The following is an 18,529-nucleotide window of genomic DNA, read 5'->3' as shown; positions in this document are numbered from 1 at the left end:
AGTTGGTCGGAGTGGTAAGACCTTACTTTGGAAAGCGGCCGAGCGTGTGAGAATCGCCAGGTTGCATTTTCGGTAAGCGAAGGGCCCGTCGAAGAAAGGGGACCCGCCGGAGATATCCGGCGGGTCCCCGCAGTCCTTTGACGGCAACGGTGACGGCAACGTCAACGGACAACAGTTGCGGTGGGCGGGTCGGCGGGGTCGTCGCCGTCGTTGAGCGCTCGGCCGAGGGCTTCGATGGCCTGATGCTGGAGGCGTAGTCGGACGTGGGCGTAGACCTCGGCGGTGACGGCGATGTGGGCGTGGCCGAGGAGTTCCTTGATGGTGATCAGTTCGACGCCCTGTTCGAGGAGCAGGGTGGCGCATGTGTGGCGAAGGTCGTGGAAGCGGGTGCGGCGGAGTCCGGCGTGAGTGAGGAGGGTGCGGAAGTGCTGGGTGACACCGCCGGGGTCGAGCGGGTTGCCGCTGGGCGTGGTGAAGACCAGGTTTTGCTCTTCCCACCTGTCTCCGGCGGTTTGGCGTTCGGTGTCCTGTGTCTGACGGTGCTGGTTGAGGGCGGTGAGGCAGGCGGCGGGGAGGGCGATGCGGCGTTCGGCGGCGCGGGTTTTGGTGGGGTAGAGGGCGGTGCCGCCGTTGGGGGCGTTCTGTAGGGTGCGGCGGATGTTCAGGGTGCGGTTTTCGGTGTCGAGGTCGTGCCAGGTCAGGCCGAGGAGTTCGCCGCGCCGTAGACCGGTGCGCAGAGCGAGTTCGAACAGGGCGTGGAGCCGGTCGGTTCGCGCTGCCTGCAGGAACTGGCGGGCTTCGGCGGCGGTGAGGGGTTCGAAGCGTCGGTGGCGTATCTGTCCGACTTGGACGTGGCGGGCGACGTTGCGTTCGACGCGTTCGTCTCGGACGGCTTGCTGGAGTGCGGAGTTGAGGACGGCGTGGACGTACTGGAGGGTGCGTGGGGAGAGGCGTTTGCTGCAGCACTGGCCGATCGCGCAGCAGTGGGGCCGCTGGTTGGGGTGCTTGGGGTCGGCGCGTCGGGCGGCGTCGGTGCCGTGTGTGCAGCACTGGCAGGCGGCGCGGAGCTGGTCGAGCCAGCCGCGTACGTCGGCGACGGTGAGCCGGTGGAGCTTCTTGGGGCCGAGCGCCGGGAGCAGGTGGAGGCGGGCGACGGCGGTGTAGCGGGCGTGGGTGGTGGCCCGCAGGCGGTGGACGGCGATGGTGTCGAGCCAGTAGGTGAGGTACTGGGCCACGGTGGTGTCACTGATGCGGGTGGGCAGGCCGCGGTTGCTCACGGCCACAGCTTCGGTGAGTTTGTCGGCGGCTTCCTTGCGGGTGGTGCCGTAGACGCGGATGCGTTTGCGGGTGCCGCCGGCGGCGAGGACGTATGCGGCGGCTTCCCATCGGCCGTCCTTGCGTTGGTAGATGGTTCCGTCGCCGTTGGCGCGGGTGCGGCGGGAGGCGGGGGTGTCGCGGGGTGTGGTCATCAGGCGGCTTCCTGTTCGAGGTGGTGGTGGATGTAGGTGGTGAGGGCGTGGGTGGGGATGCGGCGGGCGCGGCCGATGGTGAGGGAGGGGAGTTGGCGGGTGCGGATGAGGTCGTAGACGGTGGAGCGGCTGATCTTGAGGCGGGCCATGACCTCGGGGACGGTCAGCAACTCGGCGTCGGCGGTCACCCGGTCACCTCGGTCTGGACGGGTGCGGTCAGCGGGTCGGTGGAGTGACCGGCGTGGTCACTCGCGCGTCGCGCCTGTCGAGTGCGGGCTGGCTGCTCGGGTCGGGGCCTTGGTGCGGCGGCCAGGAGTTGTGCGAGGTGGGCGAGTTCGGGCAGGAGGCCGCTGCCGGTGTACTGCCAGTGGGAGATCACCAGGGTGGTGTCCGTGCCAGCGCGTCGCCCGCTCTGCGCGTGGTGGCCGCTGGGGTGACCGGCGGCGGGGTCGGTGTGACCGGCGGTCAGGTCAGCGCGGTCACTGTGCTGGTCAGTGACCGGCTGGACTTGTTCAGAGCGCTGCTGGGCGTCGTCGTGGTGGGTGCGCCAGGTGGTGCGTTCGGCTCGGAGGTGGGTGAGGGTGGTGGAGTAGTGGCGGGTGCGGGTGGAGAAGTGGCCTCGGAAGCCGAGCATGTGGGCCCATTGGCGCAGGCGGAGGTGGGCGTGCTGGGGCCGGGTGCCGAGGTGCCAGGCGGTGTGGATCATGCGGCGGGCGTGGTCGGTGAGGTCGTGCTGGGCGAGTTCGGCCAGGAAGCGCAGTCGGCGGTCGAGGGTGCCGGTGGTGGTCTCGGCGCCCTTGGTGGCGTACTTGGCGATGTAGGCGGCGACGTGCCGGTCGGTGACGGGGGCGTCGCCGGTGAAGTCGGTGCTGTGTATCGCGCGGACGTCGATCTGCCGCCCGAACCGGAACACCGAAGGCTCCGGCGGCTGTGCCGGGTCGGCCTCCCCAGTCCGGGAGGGGTGTCGGTGCTGGACGCGGGTGCGCTTGGCGGCGGCGCGGACGGCGTGGTCGAGGAGCCCGGTGGTGGCCCAGGCGGGCGGAGTGCTGTGGGGGCCGGTGGGTCCGTCGATGCGGATGACGGTGTGGAAGTGGATCTGGCCGCGCTTCTGGTATTCGGCGACCTTGGCGTAGGACAGGGTCGCGTGGTGGCGCAGGGTGCGTTGGGTGAGTCCGGCGGCGTGGGCGATCTCTCGGCGCAGGTGGGTGGTGAAGCGGGCCCACAGGGCGGGGGCGTGGGCGTTCCACAAGACCGCGCCGGTGTAGTCGTACCGTGCCGGGTTCAGCGGCGTCCCGAGCAGCGGGTCGGCGTCGGAGTGCCGGGTGCCGCACGCGCACGGGGACGCGCCGGGTTGGTTGTGGACGGGGCCGAAGCCGGGGGCGGTGAGGGTGGCGAAGACGCGGGGATGGGTGGAGACGCTGGTGGGGACGGTCTTGCCGCCTCGCAGTCCGGCGGCGATGAGCTGGTAGGTGTCGTACCGGTAGACGTGCGAGCAGGAGCGGCAGCGGGTGGCGCGGCGGTTGCCGCAGCGCAGCAGGAGTTCGCCAGCCGGTAGGTGGCGGGTGTCGAGGTGGTCGAGGATCTGGCCGGTGGCGGCATCGAGGCGGGTGCGGTGTCCGGTCATCCGGATCGGGCGGGCACAGCCGCCGAGTGAGCCGATCTGGCGGGCCAGGGGTGCGAGGTGTCCGGCGGCGGCGAGCTTGGCCAGCCTGGCCGTCAGGCGCGCCCGGCGTTCCAGCGCCGAGTCCCTGTTCGCGGACGTGTCGGCGCTCCTGGCGAGCGCCTGTGGGGCGAACGCCCGGTTAGCGGGAGCGGAGGTGGTTGCGGGGGTGGGGAGTTGGAGCTGTGCGGGCATGGGGACAGACCTCCGGCAGGAGTCGGGAGAAGAGGAGAGGTGACTGAGGGGCGGCCCGGGTGGTCGGCGCATGTGGGCGCGGTGCGCGTGATGGCGGGCGCGGAGGGTGGGCCGGGGACGTCTGGCCTGGTCAGCGGTGGTGTTCACCGGCGGTGCGTGAAGGTAGCATCGCTTCAACGGCGCATTCAAGTGCATCCCTCCTCATCTGTTTCGGTGGTCGGTGGGGACGCGGGTATTGTGGCCCCGGTCTTCCGTTTTGGACGGGCCGGATTTCGGTGGTAGTGGCGCAGAGAGGACGGGTGACCTGCGGTGACAGTGGGGCGGCGCGGGCGTAGACCGGTTGGCGGCACGGTGTTGCTGACGTTCGAGCTCATCGCCGAGGCCCTGCGGGAGCGGATCCGCTCCGGGGAGCTGAAGCCCGGGGACGCGCTGCCGACGCAGGCCGTGTTGATGGCGGAGTTCGGGGCCTCCAGCCTGTCCGTGCAGAAGGCCATGGCCCTGCTGAAGCAGGACGGCTACGCGATCTCCCGCCCTGGCAAGGGAGCCTTCGTCGCCCACCCCGACGACGGCATCGACGGCGACTCAGGTGACGGGGAGGCGGGGAGCACGCCCGTCGGCGGGACGGCGGCGCGCGTCGAGGCACTGGAGCTGGCACTGGCCGAGACGCTTAATCAGCTCACCGCCCTGCGTGCCCGCGTCGAAGCCCTTGAAGCGGGCGGCACCGAGCGAGGCTGCTGATCTGTCGGCCGCAGGACGTGCCAGGGGCCGGGGTGCGTCCAGATTTTCTCTACGAGGTTCAAGGCGGGCCCCGTCCGTCGGAGCTGCCGAGCGACGCCGACCGACCCGTCGTCGGGCAAGCGCCTGACGCCCGAGCGGGGTGCCGGCGGAGACAGGGCCCGCGCCGAGGGGGTGGGTCCGACCGATGCCCGCAGGCAGCAAGTTGTGGCGTAAGGACTCCTTGCCCCGTGGCGGAGCAAGTTGTCGCCTGCGACCGTCCTACGGCCGGATCGCAGGCACGGGGTCAGCCAGGGGGCTGACCCTCACGTCCGTCGCCGCACTCACCGAGGGCGGTGGCTGAGGCAGCCTCCGGCGGGGAGCGAAGCTCCCGACAGCCCGCCGTCGCCCAGCCCCTCCGCCCCATGCCTGCGCGCCGCCAGACTGGCCGTCGCACGAGGCAAGCCGTACGCCCACCGAGGGGCACCTCGACGGCCGACCGCCGACGCCCCAGACCAGGCGACTGGTCTATACCGCCGACGGCAGTAGTGACGGCAACAACCACGAACAACCCCGGCCGATCCCGCACCTCAGCGAAACACCGAAAGTCGCTTGACCTGCGAAAACGCAGGTGGAGAGGGGTCGCATAGCACACGTACTATGTGCTGGCTGGTAATACGCCAGTCCTGGTTCACAACACCGGGCCTGCGTGCGGTCTGGGCGGTTTCAAGGCAGGCGTAACCCCGGATGAAATCACCGGGATCAACCGCGGATTTGGCGGAGAAACGCTTTTGAGTGGCTCTCCCGAGAATACGATGATCAACGCAAGTAGGTATAACAGCTTCTGGGATAAGTCTGCGGTTGTCATTCGGGACATCGCAGGAAGCCATATGTTCAACAATGGAAATAAGCGAACTGCGCAGGCAGTCGTGGAGCAGCTGATGGAGCGCAATGGTGTCACGAGTGGGCCGACATCGCAGGACTTGCGCAGTGTCATCGACAGGGTCGGCAAGGGCCAGCTGCACAGCATTGATGACATCTCGTCAGCCTTGAGGGGCTACTAACAGGAGTTGGGTAATGGATATCGAGCAGCTTATGGAAAGGCTTGGCCGCTCGGGTGTCACCGTAATCATCAAGGTAGATGACGAGAGGATGGCAGAGGGCGGCGAGCCATGGACTGTAGTTATGTCAGGGCCAGCCATGGGAGAGCAAGGATTCATTCGGGCTGAATCTTCAAATCTCGATTCCTGTCTCGAACAAGCACTCGATCGACTGCGCGAGCGTCGAAATGACTGGGAATGGCTGGTTGATATTTCCTGACGAATGCTGCGAGGCCCCACCGGAGCGATTCCAGCGGGGCCTCGCGGGGCTTGACGGCAGTAGTTGACGGCAACGTCAGCGGACGGCTGCTGCGCAAACGGGCGGTTCGTCGCCGTCGTCGGGCCGTGTGGCAGGCTGGACGGGATCGCGCAGGGCGATGCCGAGGAGGTCGATGGCGTCGCGTTGGAGGCGGAGTCGGACGTGGGCGTACACCGTCGCGGTCACGCCGAGGTGGGCGTGTCCCAACAGTTCCTTGATGACGACGAGTTCGACGCCCTGTTCGAGGAGTAGGGTCGCCGCCGAGTGCCGCAGATCATGGAACCGGATGCGGCGGAGGGCAGCCCGGCGGAGCAGGGTGTTGAAGTGCCGGGTGAGGGTGGCGCCCTCAATCGGGTTGCCGTCGGGCCGGGTGAAGACGTAGCCGCTCGCCTTCCAGCCCGCCCCTGCCGCTTCGCGCTCCTGGCGTTGCCGGTCACGGTGCTGTTCGAGGGAGCGCAGGCACGGCGTCGGCAGGGCGATGCGCCGTTCGGAGCTCTGGGTCTTGGTCGGGAGTGCGGTCAGGCCAGTGGAGTTGGTGCGTTGGAGGGTGCGTCGGATGCTGGCGGTTCCGCCGGTCAGGTCGAGGTCTTCCCAGCGCAGGCCGAGGAGTTCGCCCTTGCGGAGTCCGGTGTGGAGGGCGAGTTCGAACAGCGCGTGCAGCCGGTGCCCGTGGGTGGCGACGAGGAACGCGCGGGCTTCTACGGCGGTGAGGGGTTCGAAGCGGCGGGGGCGTGGGGTACCCATGCGGACGTTTCGGGCGACGTTGCGGGGGATCTCCTCCTCGCGTACAGCGTGCTCCAGGGCGGACTTGAGCACGGAGTGCACATAGGCCAGCGTCAGCGGGGAAAGCCGCTTGCGGCAGCACGTCCCGACGGCGCAGCACTGGGGCTGGTGGCGGGCGGTGTCGAGGCCGCGTGCGCAGCACTGGCAGGTGGCGCGGAGCTGGTCGAGCCAGGTGCGGACGTCCTTGGCGGTGAGTTTGGCGAGCTTCTTCCGTCCCAGGCCGGGGAGCAGGTAGAGGCGAACGCAGGCGGTGTAGCGGGTGTGGGTGGTCTCGCGGAGCCGGTGGACGGCGACGGTCTCCAGCCAGTACGTCAGGTATGCGGCCACGCTGCCCTGCGCGGACGGTGCCGGGACGCCCTTGTTGCTGGCGGCGATCTTGTCGGTGAGTTTGGCCAGGGCCTCTTTGCGGGTGGTGCCGTAGACGCGGGTGCGGCGGTGGGTGTTGCCGGGGGCGAGGACGTATCCGGCGGCTTCCCAGCGACCGTCTTTTCGCTGGTAGACGGTTCCGTCGCCGTTGGCGCGTGCGCGCCGGGATGCGGGGGTGTCCCGGGGTGTGGTCATCAGGCGGCTTCCTGTTCGAGGCGGGTGCGGATGAAGTCGGTGAGGGCGTGGGTGGGGATGCGGCGGGCGCGGCCGAGGGTGATTGAGGCGAGCTGGCCGGAGCGGAGCAGGTCGTAGACGGCGGAGCGGCCGAGTTGGAGGCGTGCCATGACCTGGGGCACCGTCAGCAGTTCCAGCACCGGTGCCCCTTCCGTGCCGAGGACGACGGGCGGGGGTGAGGCCATCAGCAGCCCCCCTCGGCCGCGAACTGCCGTGCCAGTTCCTTGCGGTGCCACACGTGGGCGGCGAGGAGTGCGGCGCCGGGGCTGTAGCCCGAGCCGAGGTAGTTCCAGTGGCCGATGACGAGGGTGGTCGTCGGGTCGGACGCGGGTGTGCCGGCATGGGCGCCTGCCTGTTCGGTGCGCCACGTGCGGCGGGCGTCGCGCAGCGCACCGAGGGTGGTGGAGTAGGAGCGGGACTTGGTGGAGAAGCGGCCCCGGAAACCCAGCATGTGCGCCCACTTCCAGAGCTTGAGGTCGGCAAACTCCGGGCGCTTTCCCAGCCCCCAGCAGGTGCGGATCATCTGCCGTACATGGCGTGCGACGGCGAGGCGGGGTAGCGGGCGGGCCTGTCCGGTGCCGCCACAGGCGGTGCACGGGAGCGGGGTTCCGTGGGGTAGGAGGGTGGCGCCGCGTCCCTGGCAGGGACGGCAGAACACGGCGCGGTCGAGGGCGCCGGAGGCGTCGGCGGACTTGGTGGCGTACTTCGCCACGTAGGCAGCCACGGCCTGATCGGTCAGTTCGGCGTCGGTGCCGAAGGCGGCGATGCGCCACACCCAACGACTCATTGGTGGTCGCCTGCTCAACCACGGCTTCGTCGTCTTTGTGGCGGGCCTGCTGCCGGGCAGCAGCCGCACCGCTGTGACCTGCACGTCCTCCACAGGCTGTTGTGCAGCTAGGTGCACCACAGCTTGCTGCACGCGGCTCAGGTAGCGGGCCGGGTCGGACAGGCGGCACCGTGAATGACGTGCCTGCTGGGCGCTCGTACCGCGGCACCGTTGCCGCCACCGGATATTCCGGCCGTCCTTTGTGGACGGAACACCGGAGATCCGCGAGCCATCCGGATGATTCGTTGCCGACGCACGGCTGCTGCGCTGAGTAGAACGAATTGAGGAACGATGCAGAGTCTTGACACACTTACCAAGGAAATCGTCGCCCCCGCGGTCGGGGAATCAGTGCCGGCCGACATCGGCGGCCGGTATCGCGCGCAATTGACGAGTACCCCCGACGAACTCGTCAGCGAGCTTCCGCTCACCGAGGCCGCCGCCCGTTCGGTGGGCGCCGGGCGGCTGACGACCCGGCGGGTACTCAGCGGCGCCGACGACCGGCTGCTCGTCGTGGTCGGGCCGTGCTCGATCCACGACGTGGACGCCGGTCTGGCGTACGCCAAGTCGCTGGGGGAGCTGGCCGGTGAACTGGCCGAGGACCTCGCCGTCGTCATGCGGGTGTACGTCGAGAAGCCGCGCACCACGCTCGGCTGGACCGGGCTGCTGTGCGACCCGGCGCTGGACGGCAGCCACGATCTCGACCGGGGGCTTCGCGCCTGCCGGACGCTGATGCTGGCGGTCGCGGAAATGGGGCTGCCCGTCGCGACGGAGTGGCTGAGCCCGGTGGCCCCGGCCTATCTGGCCGACCTCATCTCCTGGGGGGCCATCGGCGCGCGGACCGTGGAGAGCCAGGTGCACCGGCAGTTGGCGAGCGGTCTGCCCATGACCGTGGGCATGAAGAACGGCAGCACCGGCTCGGTGGGCGTCGCCGTCGACGCCATCCGTTCCGCGGCCTCTCCGCACGCCTACCTCGGCCTCGGCCCGGACGGCAGGGCGGTCACGCTGCGCACCAGCGGGAACCCCGACTGCCACGTCGTGCTTCGCGGCGCGTCGGGCACACCCAACTACCGCGCGGAGAACGTCCGCGAAGCCGCGCGCCTGCTGTCGGCGGCCGCGCTGCCCACCGGCCTGGTCATCGACGCCAGCCACGGCAACAGCGGCAAGGACCACGTCCAGCAGGCCGTGGTCGCCCGGGAGATCGCGGCGCAGGTCGCCGGCGGCGACACCGACATCCGGGGCGTGATGCTGGAGGGTTTCCTCATCCCCGGGCGCCAGGACCTCGGCGCGGGCGAACCCGTGTTCGGGCAGAGCATCACCGACGCCTGCATGGGGTGGGCCGACACCGTGGACGTGCTCCGGGACCTCGCGGCGGCGACCCGCCGGCGCCGGTCCGCGCGGGCCGCCGCGCAATGACCGCCCGCACCGGCGGCTGCGCGGTGACCGTGCGCACCGGCTGCCGCGGGAAGACCGTGCCCCCCGGCCGCCGCGCACCGGACCGCCCGTCGCCGCCCGCGCCCCGCGCCCGTACCGGGCCACCCCCCGCCCGTACCGGCGCGCCCCGCGCCCGTACCGCATCCGTATCCGCCAGCCCACCCCCACCCCCACCCGTACCCCCGCCTCGCAGGCCGCGTACCCCGTACGCCCGAACATCCGTGACCGCCGGAAGGAACAGGAAGGCGAGCATGCTGGACATCCCCGCACTGGGCCCGTCCGGGCCCTACCGCACGCGCAGGCGCGTCGCCGTGCCGGACGCCTCGGGCCTGGCCGCCCTCGAACTGGCGTCGGTCCCCGGGCTGGTCGTCTCCGACTGGATCGGCCGGCTGCGGGCCGCCGCCCCCCTGCCGGCGGCGGAGGTGCCGGGCGTCCTGCGGAAGGCGGCCGACGTCTTCGAGACCGAGGAGGTGCTCGGCGACGACCTCGCGGCCCACGAGCGGCGGGTGTCGGCGCTGACGGGCACGCCCGCCACGGTCGTCAGGGAGTGCGACGCGCTCATCGCGCGGACCCTGCGCGATGTGGCCCGGGCGCCGTCCGCCGCGCGGCCGGCGGGCTGCGCCCCGGCCGGCACCGCCCCGCGGGATGCGCCCGCGGCCGGCGCCGCGTGGTGCCGTACCGGGGACGTCTTCGCCGTGCACGCGGCGGGCAACAGCCCCGGGGTGCACGCCATGTGGCTGGAGGCGCTGGCGCTGGGCTACCGGATCGTCGTCCGCCCCTCCAACCGGGACCCGCTGACCCCCTTCCGGCTCGTCACGGCATTGCGGCGGGCGGGCCTGCCGGACACACAGGTGGTGCTGGCGCCCTGCGACCACGCGACGGCGGACGTGATCGTCGAGCGGGCGGACCGCGCCCTGGTCTACGGCGGCCAGGACGTCGTGGACAGGTACCGCAACCGCGCCGACGTGCGGGTCCAGGGTCCCGGCCGCTCGAAACTGGTCGTCGCCGCCGACGCGGAGCGGGACGCCGGGCTCGGCCTCGCCGTCGCCGGCGCGCTCCACCACGCGGGAACGGCGTGCACGGCGACCACCGGCGTGCTGGTCGAGGACGACCCCGCGGGCTTCGCCGCGGACCTGGCCGTCGCGCTGGGGAAGGCGGCGCCCGCGCGGCCCCAGGACCCGGACGCCCTGCTGCCGTGCATGCCGCGGGCCGTCGCGCAAGGGCTGGCGGCGGCGCTGCTGGAGCGGGCGGAGGGTGCGGGGGACGCGGTCGTGCACCTCGCGCCGAGGGCCGAACGGCTGCCCGGTGACGGCGCCTTGGCGGCCGTGACGCCCGCGGTGGTGGAACTGGCCTCCGCCCGGGACCCGCTGCTGTCGTACGAGATGCCCTTCCCGTGCGTATGGGTGGCCCCGTTCGAGCGCGACGCCGTGGACGTGCTCGACGGCTCGCTGGTGCTGTCGCTGCACACCGGGGACGGGGACCTGGTCGCCGAGGCGGCGGGGCTCACGGCGGTCTCCAACGTGTACGTGGGCAGGCCGACGTCCTGGACGCATCCGGACGTCCCGCACGACGGCTTCCTCGGGGAGTTCCTGATGCGCGCCAAAGGGCTGGCCCACGGCGGCCGGCCGCCGGCGGCGCGCCCGTACCCCGGCTCGTCCGCCGCGACCGACGCGGCCAAGGAGAGGGAAAGGAGTGGCACATGAAGATCAACTCCCAGGCCGACCTGAACTTCATGGAGCGGATACGGGGGGAGGTGACCGCCCGCGGCGTACGCTCCGGCGCCGGCCCCGGCACGGACTCCTACGCGGACTTCTACGCCGCGAAGCTGGCCGGCGTCTGGGACCTCGCGCGGCGGACCCGGGCCTACGCCTCGCTCGGCGCGTTCTCGACGCGGGCGTTCCTCGACCTGCCCGCGACGTCCAAGGACGACCTCAAGGCCCGGCCGCTGGACTACGTGCGGGTGCCGGTCGGCGCGAGCCTGAAGTATTACCAGACCACGGGGACGACGGGGACCCCCACGCCCACACCGCGCACCGCCAGGGACATGATCGCCAACACCGTGTCCGTCGCCGAGGCGTGGCGCCCGATGCTGGCGGACCGCGGTCACCGCGCGCTGATCCTGCTGCCCTCGGACATCGTGCCGGTGGCCGACCTGATGGTCGGTGTGTGCGAGTTCCTGGACGTCCCGCACGCCAAGGCGTATCCGTACACCACCGGGATCTCCGACTGGGACCGCATCACCGGCCTGTGGGAGGTCTTCCGGCCCACCGCCGTGTTCGTGGCGCCCGGTGTGCTGCTGCAGTTCTCCCAGATCATGAAGAAGCGCGGCCTGCTGGACGGGCTGCGCGAACCGGTCGAACTCCTCATGCTGCTGGGGGAGGTGAGCACCCCGGAACTGCGGTCCATGGTCGGGGACTGGTGGAACGCGCGGGCCTTCGACGCGAGTTACGGCAGCACCGAGAGCGGCACGCTCGCCGCGTCCTGCGAGCGGGACCGGCTGCACCTGCTGCGCCGGGCCAACCACTTCGAGATCGCCGGCCCGGACGGCCTGGTGCCCGCGGAGGCGGGACGCGAGGGCCGGCTCGTCGTCACCCCGCTGAACAACGACGCCCGGCCGCTGCTGCGCCTCGACATGGGCGACGAGGTCACCCTGACCGGCGGCTGCCCCTGCGGCGGCGACGCCCCGGTGGTGACGGTCCACGGCCGCGGCACCGACGGCACCGAGATCAAGGGCAGCCGGGTGCGCACCCGCGACCTCGAAGGGATCGTCTACGCGAACCACGGCGTCATGGGCTACCTGATCGAGGTCGACCGGCGCGGTACATGGGCCCGGCTGCTGCTGGAGCGGGACCCCGGCGCCGACCGCGGGGCCGAGGCCGCCGGGAACGACTTCATCCAGCGGCGCACCGGCGAGCACCTGGGATTCCGCTGGGACGAGGTCCGGTTCGTCAACCGCCTGCCGGTGACGACGAAGAGCGGCGGCTCGCAGAAGAGCTGGAAGCGCTCCAACTTCCGGGTGGTCGACGAGGTGGTGCCGGTATGACGTACCAGGCGCTGCTGTCCTCGTCGGGGGTCGTCTCCGGGGAGTCCGACCTGTGGTGCACCTACGCGGCCGTACGCACCCTGGCCTGGCTCGGCCGCACCGGCGACCTGCCCTCGCCGGAGGGCGTCGCGGCCTACCTCGCCTCCCGGCAGAATGCCGACGGCGGGTTCGCGTGGTCGGCCGGCATGACGTCCGACGCCTGGGCCACGTACTACTGCACGCAGGCGATGGCCGATCTGCCGGCCGGCAGCCGCGCCGCGACCGGCCGGCCCAGTTCCGCCTGGGTGTGGAGCACGGCGCACGCCGACGGCGGGTTCGCCATGACGCCCGGTCAGGCGTCGGACGTGTGGGCCACCTACTACGCCGTCCGCACCCTGGCCGAGATCCACGGCGAGCGGCCCCCGCCGGCGCTGTCCGACTGGCTGGCGGCGCTCCAGGCCGAGGACGGCGGGCTCGCCTGGAGCCCGGCCCACGCCAAGTCCGGCGCGTCCGACGTACGGGCCTGCTACTACGCCGTCACCGCCTGGAGCACGGCGACCGGCGGTGCGGAACCGCTGCCGTGGGACCGTGAGCGGCTCACCGGCTGGCTCAGGCGCCGGCAGAGCGCGGCGGGCGGGTTCACCTTCCAGGCGGGCGACGCCACCGACTGCCTGTGGGCGACGTTCCGGGCCACCAGCGCCCTGGCCCGGCTCGGCGAGGCCCCGCGGGACCCGGCGGGCTGCGTCGCCTGGATCCGGGCCCGGCTGGGGCCGGGGGGATCGTTCACCCGCTGGCCCGGTTACCCCGTGCCGGACGTGTGGGCCGCGTTCTGCGCGGTCGGAGCCCTGCGGGAACTCGGCGCAGGCCTCGGCGACCTCGCCGACGGGGTGGTCGCGACGCTGCTGTCCTTCAGGACCGGGCAGGCGGGGTTCACCTACCGCGCCCCCGACGTGGCCTCGGACGTGCTCACCACCTCCGCCCACCTGCTGGCCGGCCGCCTGCCGGACGGCGGGGCGCGGGACGCCCTGCGGTGGACCGAGAGCTGCATGCTGCCGAACGAGAACGGCATCATGTACATGCCGGGTCGGGGCAGCGAGGTGCGCTGCACCCTGTGGGCCCTGTCGGCCGGGGCGTTCGAGGACGACGCGACCGCCCGTACCGAGATCGCGCACTGGCTCGCCGGCGCCATCCAGAACCCGGACGGCGGATTCGGGTACTGGGAGGGCCGCGCCTCGGACATGGTCTCGACGTGCGCCGCCGCCGAGATCCTGCACCTCACCGGGGGCGACGCCGTCCCGGCCCGCATGCGCGGCATCGCCGGGTACGCGGCCTCCTGCGAGACCGCGCCCGGCCGGTACGCCAACGTGCCCGGCGGCCGGGACACGCTGCGGGCCACCCTCCAGGGGCTCAGGGCGCTGCGCCGGGCCGCCGCGGGAGCCGACAGCGCCCGCGTCAGAGACGCGCTGGACCGGCACCGGGTCCGCGGCGGCGGATACGCCAACGAGGGCAACCGGGTCCCCGACCTGCTGAGCACCTACGAGGCGGTGCTCGCCGCGGACGCCTTCGGCCTCGGCTGGGACCCCGGCCACCTGACCCGCTTCCTGGACAGCGTGCGCACGGCGGACGCCGGGTTCGCCTGGACCCCGCTGACCTCCGCGGGCGGCGGCCCGCTCGCCGACTGCCTGGGCCGGCGCCTGGAGATGCGCCTGTCGCCCGCACAGGACGCCCTGCCCCCGCTGGCCCTCTCGTGAAAGGTAGGCCGCGATGCCGACCGTCGATGTGACCTCGAGTCCGCTCACCCCCTCGGCGCGGCTCGGGGCCGCGCTGCGCCTCACCCGGTGGCTGGCCGCACACGGCTCCGACCCCGCGCACGTCGTGGTCTCCTTCCGTACGGCCGAGCCGATGGCGTACTACTCCGGCGGGGTGCCGCTGACGGCCTACCAGGACGTCGCGGGCGAGGAACGGCGCGCCCGGTGGGCGTACGTCGTCTGCCATGTCCACCCCGACCGCGACCACCGCTACCTGGCAGGGCTCGCCGAGGAGGTCCGGCAGACGCTCGGCCTCGACGCGGAGACCGCCCACCTGATGGTCCGGTTCGAACCCACCCGGCCCGACCAGGTGTTCTACCTGGAATCGGGATCCATGACGAACGCCGGCGCCTCGCCGGCCGGCCACGCCCAGCAGAAAGGTCCGCGCCATGCCCACCCTGCCCACCACTGACCCCACCGACATCGGCGGCCGGCTCCTGGCCGTCCTGGAGAAGCGCTTCGGCGACGCCGCCCGCGCGCTGGACCCGGAGGCGGCACTGGCCACCGCGCTGCCGGGCTTCGACAGCCTGGCGGCCCTGGAGTACGTCAGCGCCGTCGAGGGCGAGTTCGGCATCGAGGTCGACTTCGTCGGCGACGACGTGCGCTACTGGTTCAGCACGCTGGACCGGACCGCCGGATACGTGCGCGAACGCGTCGAGGACCAGGTGGCATGACGCGCCCGGTACCCGGCGCGCGCACGTCCCCGGCCGGGGCGGACGGCGGGATCCGCTTCGACACCTCCGGCAGTACCGGCGCCGCCCGCAGCTGGTTCCGGCACTCGCGGCAGATGGAGCGCGAGGTCCGGCTCATCGGCGGGTGCCTGGTCGGCCCGGTCGACCACGTGGTCACCTACGCGCCGCCGCGGCACCTCTTCGGCGCCCTGTTCGGCCAGTGGCTGCCGCGCATGGCACAGGTGCCCGTCCACGAGGCGTGGGCCGACCCCCTGCGACCGCTGCCGGTCCGCCCCGGCGAACGGATCCTGGTCGTGTGCGTGCCGATGGCCTGGGACCTGCTGCGCCGGGGCTGGCCGGCGCTGGAGCGCGCGGGCTCGATCGTCGCCCTGCACAGCTCGGCGGTCCCGCCGCCCGCCGCCCGCGACCTCGTCCGCCGGGCCGGCCCGCTGCTGCGGGCCCACGAGATCCTGGGGTCGACCGAGACCGGGGGCATCGCCCACCGGCCCCTCGCCCGGCGGGGCGGCGCGGCGGACGACTGGCAGGGCTTCCCCGACGTGTCCTTCGTCCGGCGCGACGCGGCGCCCGCGGGCGCCGCGCAGGAACTGGTGGTCGCCGGCCCGCGGCTGGCCCGCCCGGAGAACCGGCGCCGCCCGCCCGCCCGTTGGGCCACCGGCGACCTGGTGGAATACACGGGCCCCGGGCGCTTCCGGCTGCTGGGGCGCGGCAGCCGCCTGGTCAAGGTCAACGGGATCAAAGTCCATCTGGCGCAGGTGGACGAACGGCTCGACGCCGCGCTGCCGCAGGCGGAATGCGTCGCGCTGCCGCTGTCGGGCGACGCGATCGCGGGCGAGGGATACGCGGTCTTCTGGTCCGGCCGGGGCGGCGGAAGCGGCGGGGCCGGCGTGGCCGATGTCAGGGCCGCCCTGCGGGACTTCCCGAGCCCGTCGGTGGTCGTACGGCTGGCGCGCATCCCCAGGACCGCCACCGGAAAACCGGACCGGGAGGCGCTGTTCGCGGCGCTCGGACGCCCGCCGGGGATCCCTTCCCCCCGCTCTCCTTCCACGACCTCCCGCAACGCCCCCGGACTTGGCACCCCCGGACCTGCCACCCCTGGACCTGCCACGTCCGGACCTGCCACCTCCGGGCCTCGCACGTCCGGACCTTCCATCCCTGGACCGAGAAAGCACGGTGACACGCCATGAACGCCCGCGAGCAGGCGGACGCGCACGTCCGCGCCATGATGCGCTGGCACTTCGGCCCGGCCACGGGCTCCCGGTACTGGCTGGAGCGCCGGAACCGGCTGGGCTTCGACCCCGTCGAGGACGTGCGCGGCGTCGATGACCTGCTGATGTTCCCCAACCTGGTGGACGAGCTGCGGGACGTCCCCGTCGAGGACCTGATCCCGCGCGGTCTGGACCCGGACGAGAAGGTGTTCGCCGTCTACGAGAGCGGCGGGACCTCGGGCGCGCCCAAGCGCTTCGTGATGTTCGAGAACTGGTTCGACCAGTACATGGCCTGGGAGAACGCCCACTACCCCGACGACGGCCAGGGGCACACGCTGGCCGTGGCGCCCAGCGGTCCGCACATGCTCGGCGAATACTCCCGGCGGATCGCCCGGGCCAGGGGAGGGATCCGGTTCGCCATCGACCTGGACCCGCGCTGGGTGAAGCGCCTGATCGCCGCGGGCGACACCGCGGGCGCGGCTGCTTACGTCGGCCATCTGGTCGAGCAGGCCGAACTGGTCCTGCGGTCGCAGAACATCGCGTTCCTCATCACCACACCCCCGCTGCTGGCCCGGATGGCCGAGCACGCCGGGGTCCGCGCGCTGATCCAGGAGAAGGTGCGCCTGGTGATCTGGACCGGGGCGCACATGGACCCCGACACCCAGGACTACCTGGCCGCCGAGTTCTTCCCCAAGGCGCAGTTCCGGGGGTCGTACGGCAGCACCTCCGTGCTCAGCGGCACGGTCCAGCGCGCCGACCCGGACGGCACCGGGGACACGGTCTTCGACTCGTACGCCCCCTTCGTCATCTACCGCGTGGTCGACCCCGCGACCGGCCTGCCGGTCGAGGAAGGCGCGCAGGGCGCGGTGGTCATGAACTACCTCACCCCGTACGGCCTGGTGCCCAACAGCCTCGAACGCGATCTGGCCACCCGGGTCCTCGGCCCCGAGGGCGTGGGTGACTCGCTGCGGTCCGTCCACCCGGTCGCCGAGGTGGACGGCCGGAAGATGATCGAAGGGGTCTACTAGCCATGCCGCGCCCACCCACGGTCCGGCACCTCGAACTCGACGGGACCGGCCTGACGCCCCGCGCGGTCGCCGCGGCCGCCCGCCGCCCCGGCGCCGACACCCGGGTCGGCCTCGCCGCCGACGCCGCCGGGCGGATGAACGCCTCGGTCGGCCTCAAGGACGCGCTGCTCGCCCAGGAGATCCCGATCTACGGTGTGACCACCGGCTTCGGCGACAGCTGCGTCCGGCAGATCCCGCCGGAAAAGGCCCACGCGCTCCAGCGCAACCTCGTCCGCTACCACCTCAACGGGGTGGGGCCGCCCGCCGTACCGGCCGTCGCCCGCGCGACCATGCTCATCCGGGCCAACGCGCTGGCCAAGGGGGTCTCCGCGGTCCGGCCGCGCGTGGTGTCCACCCTGCTGGAGTGCCTGGAGCGCGACGTCCTGCCGCTGATCCCCGAACGCGGGTCGGTCGGCGCCAGCGGTGACCTGGTGCCGCTGTGCTACCTGGCCGCGGCGCTCATCGGCGAGGGGCAGGTCCTGCACCGCGGCGCCGTACGTCCGGCGCTCGACGCGCTGCGCGACGAGGGCATCGAGCCGCTGCGGCTCGCCCCCAAGGAGGGCATCGGGCTGGTGAACGGAACGTCCTTCGCCGCCGCGTACGCCGTCCTGGCCGCCTGGGACGCCAGGGAACTCGTCTGTGTCGCGGAACTCGCCACCGCCATGACGCTGGAGGCGCTGCGCGGCAACGCCTCCGCGCTGCACCCCTTCGTCCACGCGAACAAGCCGCACCCCGGGCAGGTCAGGTCCGCGGCGGCGATGCGGGCGGCGCTGGCCGGGTCCCGGCTCGCCACCTCCTTCGACGACATCCTCGTGCGGCGCGAAAGGCTGGACGGACGGGGCTGCCTCAGGCTCGCCGAACGGATCCAGGACACGTACTCGGTGCGGTGCGCCCCGCAGATCGTCGGGATCGTCCGCGACACCCTCGACTGGACGGAGGGCTGGCTCGGCACGGAGATCAACTCCGCCAGCGACAACCCGCTGTTCGACGCGGAGGACTACGGGCTCCACCTCGGCGGGAACTTCTACGCCGGGCACGTCGGACAGGCCATGGACAGTCTGAAGACCGCGGTGGCGGGCCTGGCCAACCTCATGGACCGGCAGCTCGCGCTGGTCGTGGACGAGAAGTTCAGCCGGGGGCTGCCGCCCGACCTGATCGTCCCGCGCCGCCCTGACGACCCCGAGGCGGGACTCCACCACGGCTTCAAGGGGATGCAGATAGCGGCCTCGGCCGTCACGGCGGAAGCGCTCAAGCAGACCGGGCCGGTGTCGGTGTTCTCGCGCTCCACGGAGGCGCACAACCAGGACATCGTCAGCATGGGCACCATCTCGGCCCGTGACGCGCGCACCGTCAACGGCCTGGTGCGCGAGGTGGCGGCGATCCATCTGCTCGCCCTCGCCCAGGCGATCGACCTGCGGGGGGCCGGGCAGGCCTCGCCCGTTGTCCGCGGGGTGCACGGACTCCTCAGGGAGCACAGCGCCTTCGTCAGCCGCGACCGGCGGCTGGACGCGGACATCGAGGCGGTGACCGGACTGATCGAGACCGGCGCCCTGCGCCGCGCCGCGGGCCTCGGCGACGACGACTTCGCCGCCGGCCGTGACCTGTGCGATGTCGTCGGATCCCCGGCCGACACCGCGTTTCCCGAGCACGAGAAGGGCATCGCGGCGGGCGCGGTGCGTCACTGAGGAGGTTCATCGC

At 72.3% G+C, this 18,529-nt stretch carries 18 protein-coding genes; 12 read left to right on the top strand and 6 right to left on the bottom strand.

Annotation, left to right across the window (positions count from 1 at the left end; genetic code table 11):
- Positions 1–161: 161 nt before the first annotated feature.
- The 3 genes from OHA86_RS05350 to OHA86_RS05340 are packed head-to-tail and all read right to left on the bottom strand — an operon-like array spanning position 162 to position 3,324.
- Positions 162–1,469 carry a tyrosine-type recombinase/integrase gene (locus OHA86_RS05350; RefSeq protein WP_329172935.1) on the bottom strand — a complete coding sequence of 436 codons (1,308 nt, stop codon included), beginning with the start codon at positions 1,467–1,469 and terminating at the stop codon, positions 162–164.
- The gene (locus OHA86_RS05345; protein ID WP_329172933.1) at positions 1,469–1,657 is read right to left on the bottom strand and encodes a helix-turn-helix domain-containing protein; all 189 of its coding nucleotides are present in this window, start codon (positions 1,655–1,657) and stop codon (positions 1,469–1,471) included. The genes OHA86_RS05350 and OHA86_RS05345 overlap by 1 nt, the downstream gene beginning before the upstream one ends.
- Positions 1,654–3,324, bottom strand: a complete 1,671-nt coding sequence (locus tag OHA86_RS05340; RefSeq protein WP_329172932.1) for a replication initiator — start codon at positions 3,322–3,324, stop codon at positions 1,654–1,656. The genes OHA86_RS05345 and OHA86_RS05340 overlap by 4 nt, the downstream gene beginning before the upstream one ends.
- 351 nt (positions 3,325–3,675) lie before the next feature.
- Here OHA86_RS05340 and OHA86_RS05335 point away from each other — a divergent pair, with 351 nt between their 5' ends.
- The 3 genes from OHA86_RS05335 to OHA86_RS05325 all read left to right on the top strand — a co-directional run bounded on the left by OHA86_RS05335 (position 3,676) and on the right by OHA86_RS05325 (position 5,358).
- Positions 3,676–4,062 (top strand): winged helix-turn-helix domain-containing protein, encoded by a 387-nt coding sequence (locus tag OHA86_RS05335; RefSeq protein ID WP_329172931.1) that lies wholly within the window; start codon positions 3,676–3,678, stop codon positions 4,060–4,062.
- A gap of 638 nt (positions 4,063–4,700) precedes the next feature.
- On the top strand, positions 4,701–5,102 hold the full coding sequence (locus tag OHA86_RS05330; RefSeq protein WP_329172930.1) for a Fic family protein: 402 nt from the start codon (positions 4,701–4,703) through the stop codon (positions 5,100–5,102).
- Positions 5,103–5,115: 13 nt separating this feature from the next.
- Positions 5,116–5,358, top strand: coding sequence for a hypothetical protein (locus OHA86_RS05325; RefSeq protein WP_071659290.1), 243 nt, complete (start codon positions 5,116–5,118; stop codon positions 5,356–5,358).
- Positions 5,359–5,433: 75 nt separating this feature from the next.
- Here the strand turns inward: OHA86_RS05325 and OHA86_RS05320 are convergent, their stop codons facing one another.
- Genes OHA86_RS05320 through OHA86_RS05310 form a run of 3 tightly spaced genes read right to left on the bottom strand, consistent with a single transcriptional unit; the run spans position 5,434 to position 7,567 of the window.
- The gene (locus tag OHA86_RS05320) at positions 5,434–6,741 is read right to left on the bottom strand and encodes a tyrosine-type recombinase/integrase (RefSeq protein WP_329172927.1); all 1,308 of its coding nucleotides are present in this window, start codon (positions 6,739–6,741) and stop codon (positions 5,434–5,436) included.
- A complete protein-coding gene (locus tag OHA86_RS05315) occupies positions 6,741–6,965 on the bottom strand; it encodes a helix-turn-helix domain-containing protein (protein ID WP_329172925.1) in 225 nt (74 codons plus the stop codon). Before OHA86_RS05315 ends, OHA86_RS05320 begins: the two co-directional genes overlap by 1 nt.
- Entirely contained in the window at positions 6,965–7,567 is a 603-nt protein-coding gene (locus tag OHA86_RS05310; RefSeq protein ID WP_443071640.1) for a replication initiator, read from the bottom strand. Before OHA86_RS05310 ends, OHA86_RS05315 begins: the two co-directional genes overlap by 1 nt.
- 423 nt (positions 7,568–7,990) lie before the next feature.
- Here OHA86_RS05310 and OHA86_RS05305 point away from each other — a divergent pair, with 423 nt between their 5' ends.
- The 9 genes from OHA86_RS05305 to OHA86_RS05265 all read left to right on the top strand — a co-directional run bounded on the left by OHA86_RS05305 (position 7,991) and on the right by OHA86_RS05265 (position 18,516).
- Complete coding sequence (locus OHA86_RS05305) at positions 7,991–9,019, top strand: 3-deoxy-7-phosphoheptulonate synthase (RefSeq protein WP_329172923.1); 1,029 nt, start codon at positions 7,991–7,993, stop codon at positions 9,017–9,019.
- 269 nt (positions 9,020–9,288) lie between these two features.
- Positions 9,289–10,740: an aldehyde dehydrogenase family protein gene (locus OHA86_RS05300; protein ID WP_329172921.1), complete on the top strand. Its 1,452-nt coding sequence runs from the start codon at positions 9,289–9,291 to the stop codon at positions 10,738–10,740.
- Positions 10,737–12,080: a phenylacetate--CoA ligase family protein gene (locus OHA86_RS05295; protein ID WP_329172919.1), complete on the top strand. Its 1,344-nt coding sequence runs from the start codon at positions 10,737–10,739 to the stop codon at positions 12,078–12,080. Before OHA86_RS05300 ends, OHA86_RS05295 begins: the two co-directional genes overlap by 4 nt.
- Positions 12,077–13,810, top strand: coding sequence for a prenyltransferase/squalene oxidase repeat-containing protein (locus OHA86_RS05290; protein WP_329172918.1), 1,734 nt, complete (start codon positions 12,077–12,079; stop codon positions 13,808–13,810). Before OHA86_RS05295 ends, OHA86_RS05290 begins: the two co-directional genes overlap by 4 nt.
- A gap of 13 nt (positions 13,811–13,823) precedes the next feature.
- Complete coding sequence (locus OHA86_RS05285; protein WP_329172916.1) at positions 13,824–14,279, top strand: hypothetical protein; 456 nt, start codon at positions 13,824–13,826, stop codon at positions 14,277–14,279.
- Entirely contained in the window at positions 14,257–14,541 is a 285-nt protein-coding gene (locus tag OHA86_RS05280) for an acyl carrier protein (RefSeq protein WP_329172914.1), read from the top strand. The genes OHA86_RS05285 and OHA86_RS05280 overlap by 23 nt, the downstream gene beginning before the upstream one ends.
- Positions 14,538–15,743 (top strand): class I adenylate-forming enzyme family protein, encoded by a 1,206-nt coding sequence (locus OHA86_RS05275; protein WP_329172912.1) that lies wholly within the window; start codon positions 14,538–14,540, stop codon positions 15,741–15,743. The genes OHA86_RS05280 and OHA86_RS05275 overlap by 4 nt, the downstream gene beginning before the upstream one ends.
- Complete coding sequence (locus tag OHA86_RS05270; protein WP_329172911.1) at positions 15,740–16,792, top strand: AMP-binding protein; 1,053 nt, start codon at positions 15,740–15,742, stop codon at positions 16,790–16,792. The genes OHA86_RS05275 and OHA86_RS05270 overlap by 4 nt, the downstream gene beginning before the upstream one ends.
- 2 nt (positions 16,793–16,794) lie before the next feature.
- Entirely contained in the window at positions 16,795–18,516 is a 1,722-nt protein-coding gene (locus tag OHA86_RS05265; RefSeq protein ID WP_329172910.1) for an aromatic amino acid ammonia-lyase, read from the top strand.
- The last annotated feature ends 13 nt before the right edge of the window (positions 18,517–18,529 follow it).

This window comes from Streptomyces sp. NBC_01477, from assembly GCF_036227245.1.
Taxonomy (GTDB): domain Bacteria; phylum Actinomycetota; class Actinomycetes; order Streptomycetales; family Streptomycetaceae; genus Actinacidiphila.
The sequence above is the reverse complement of the archived record's forward strand: the minus strand, read 5'-3'. Positions and strand labels throughout refer to the sequence as shown.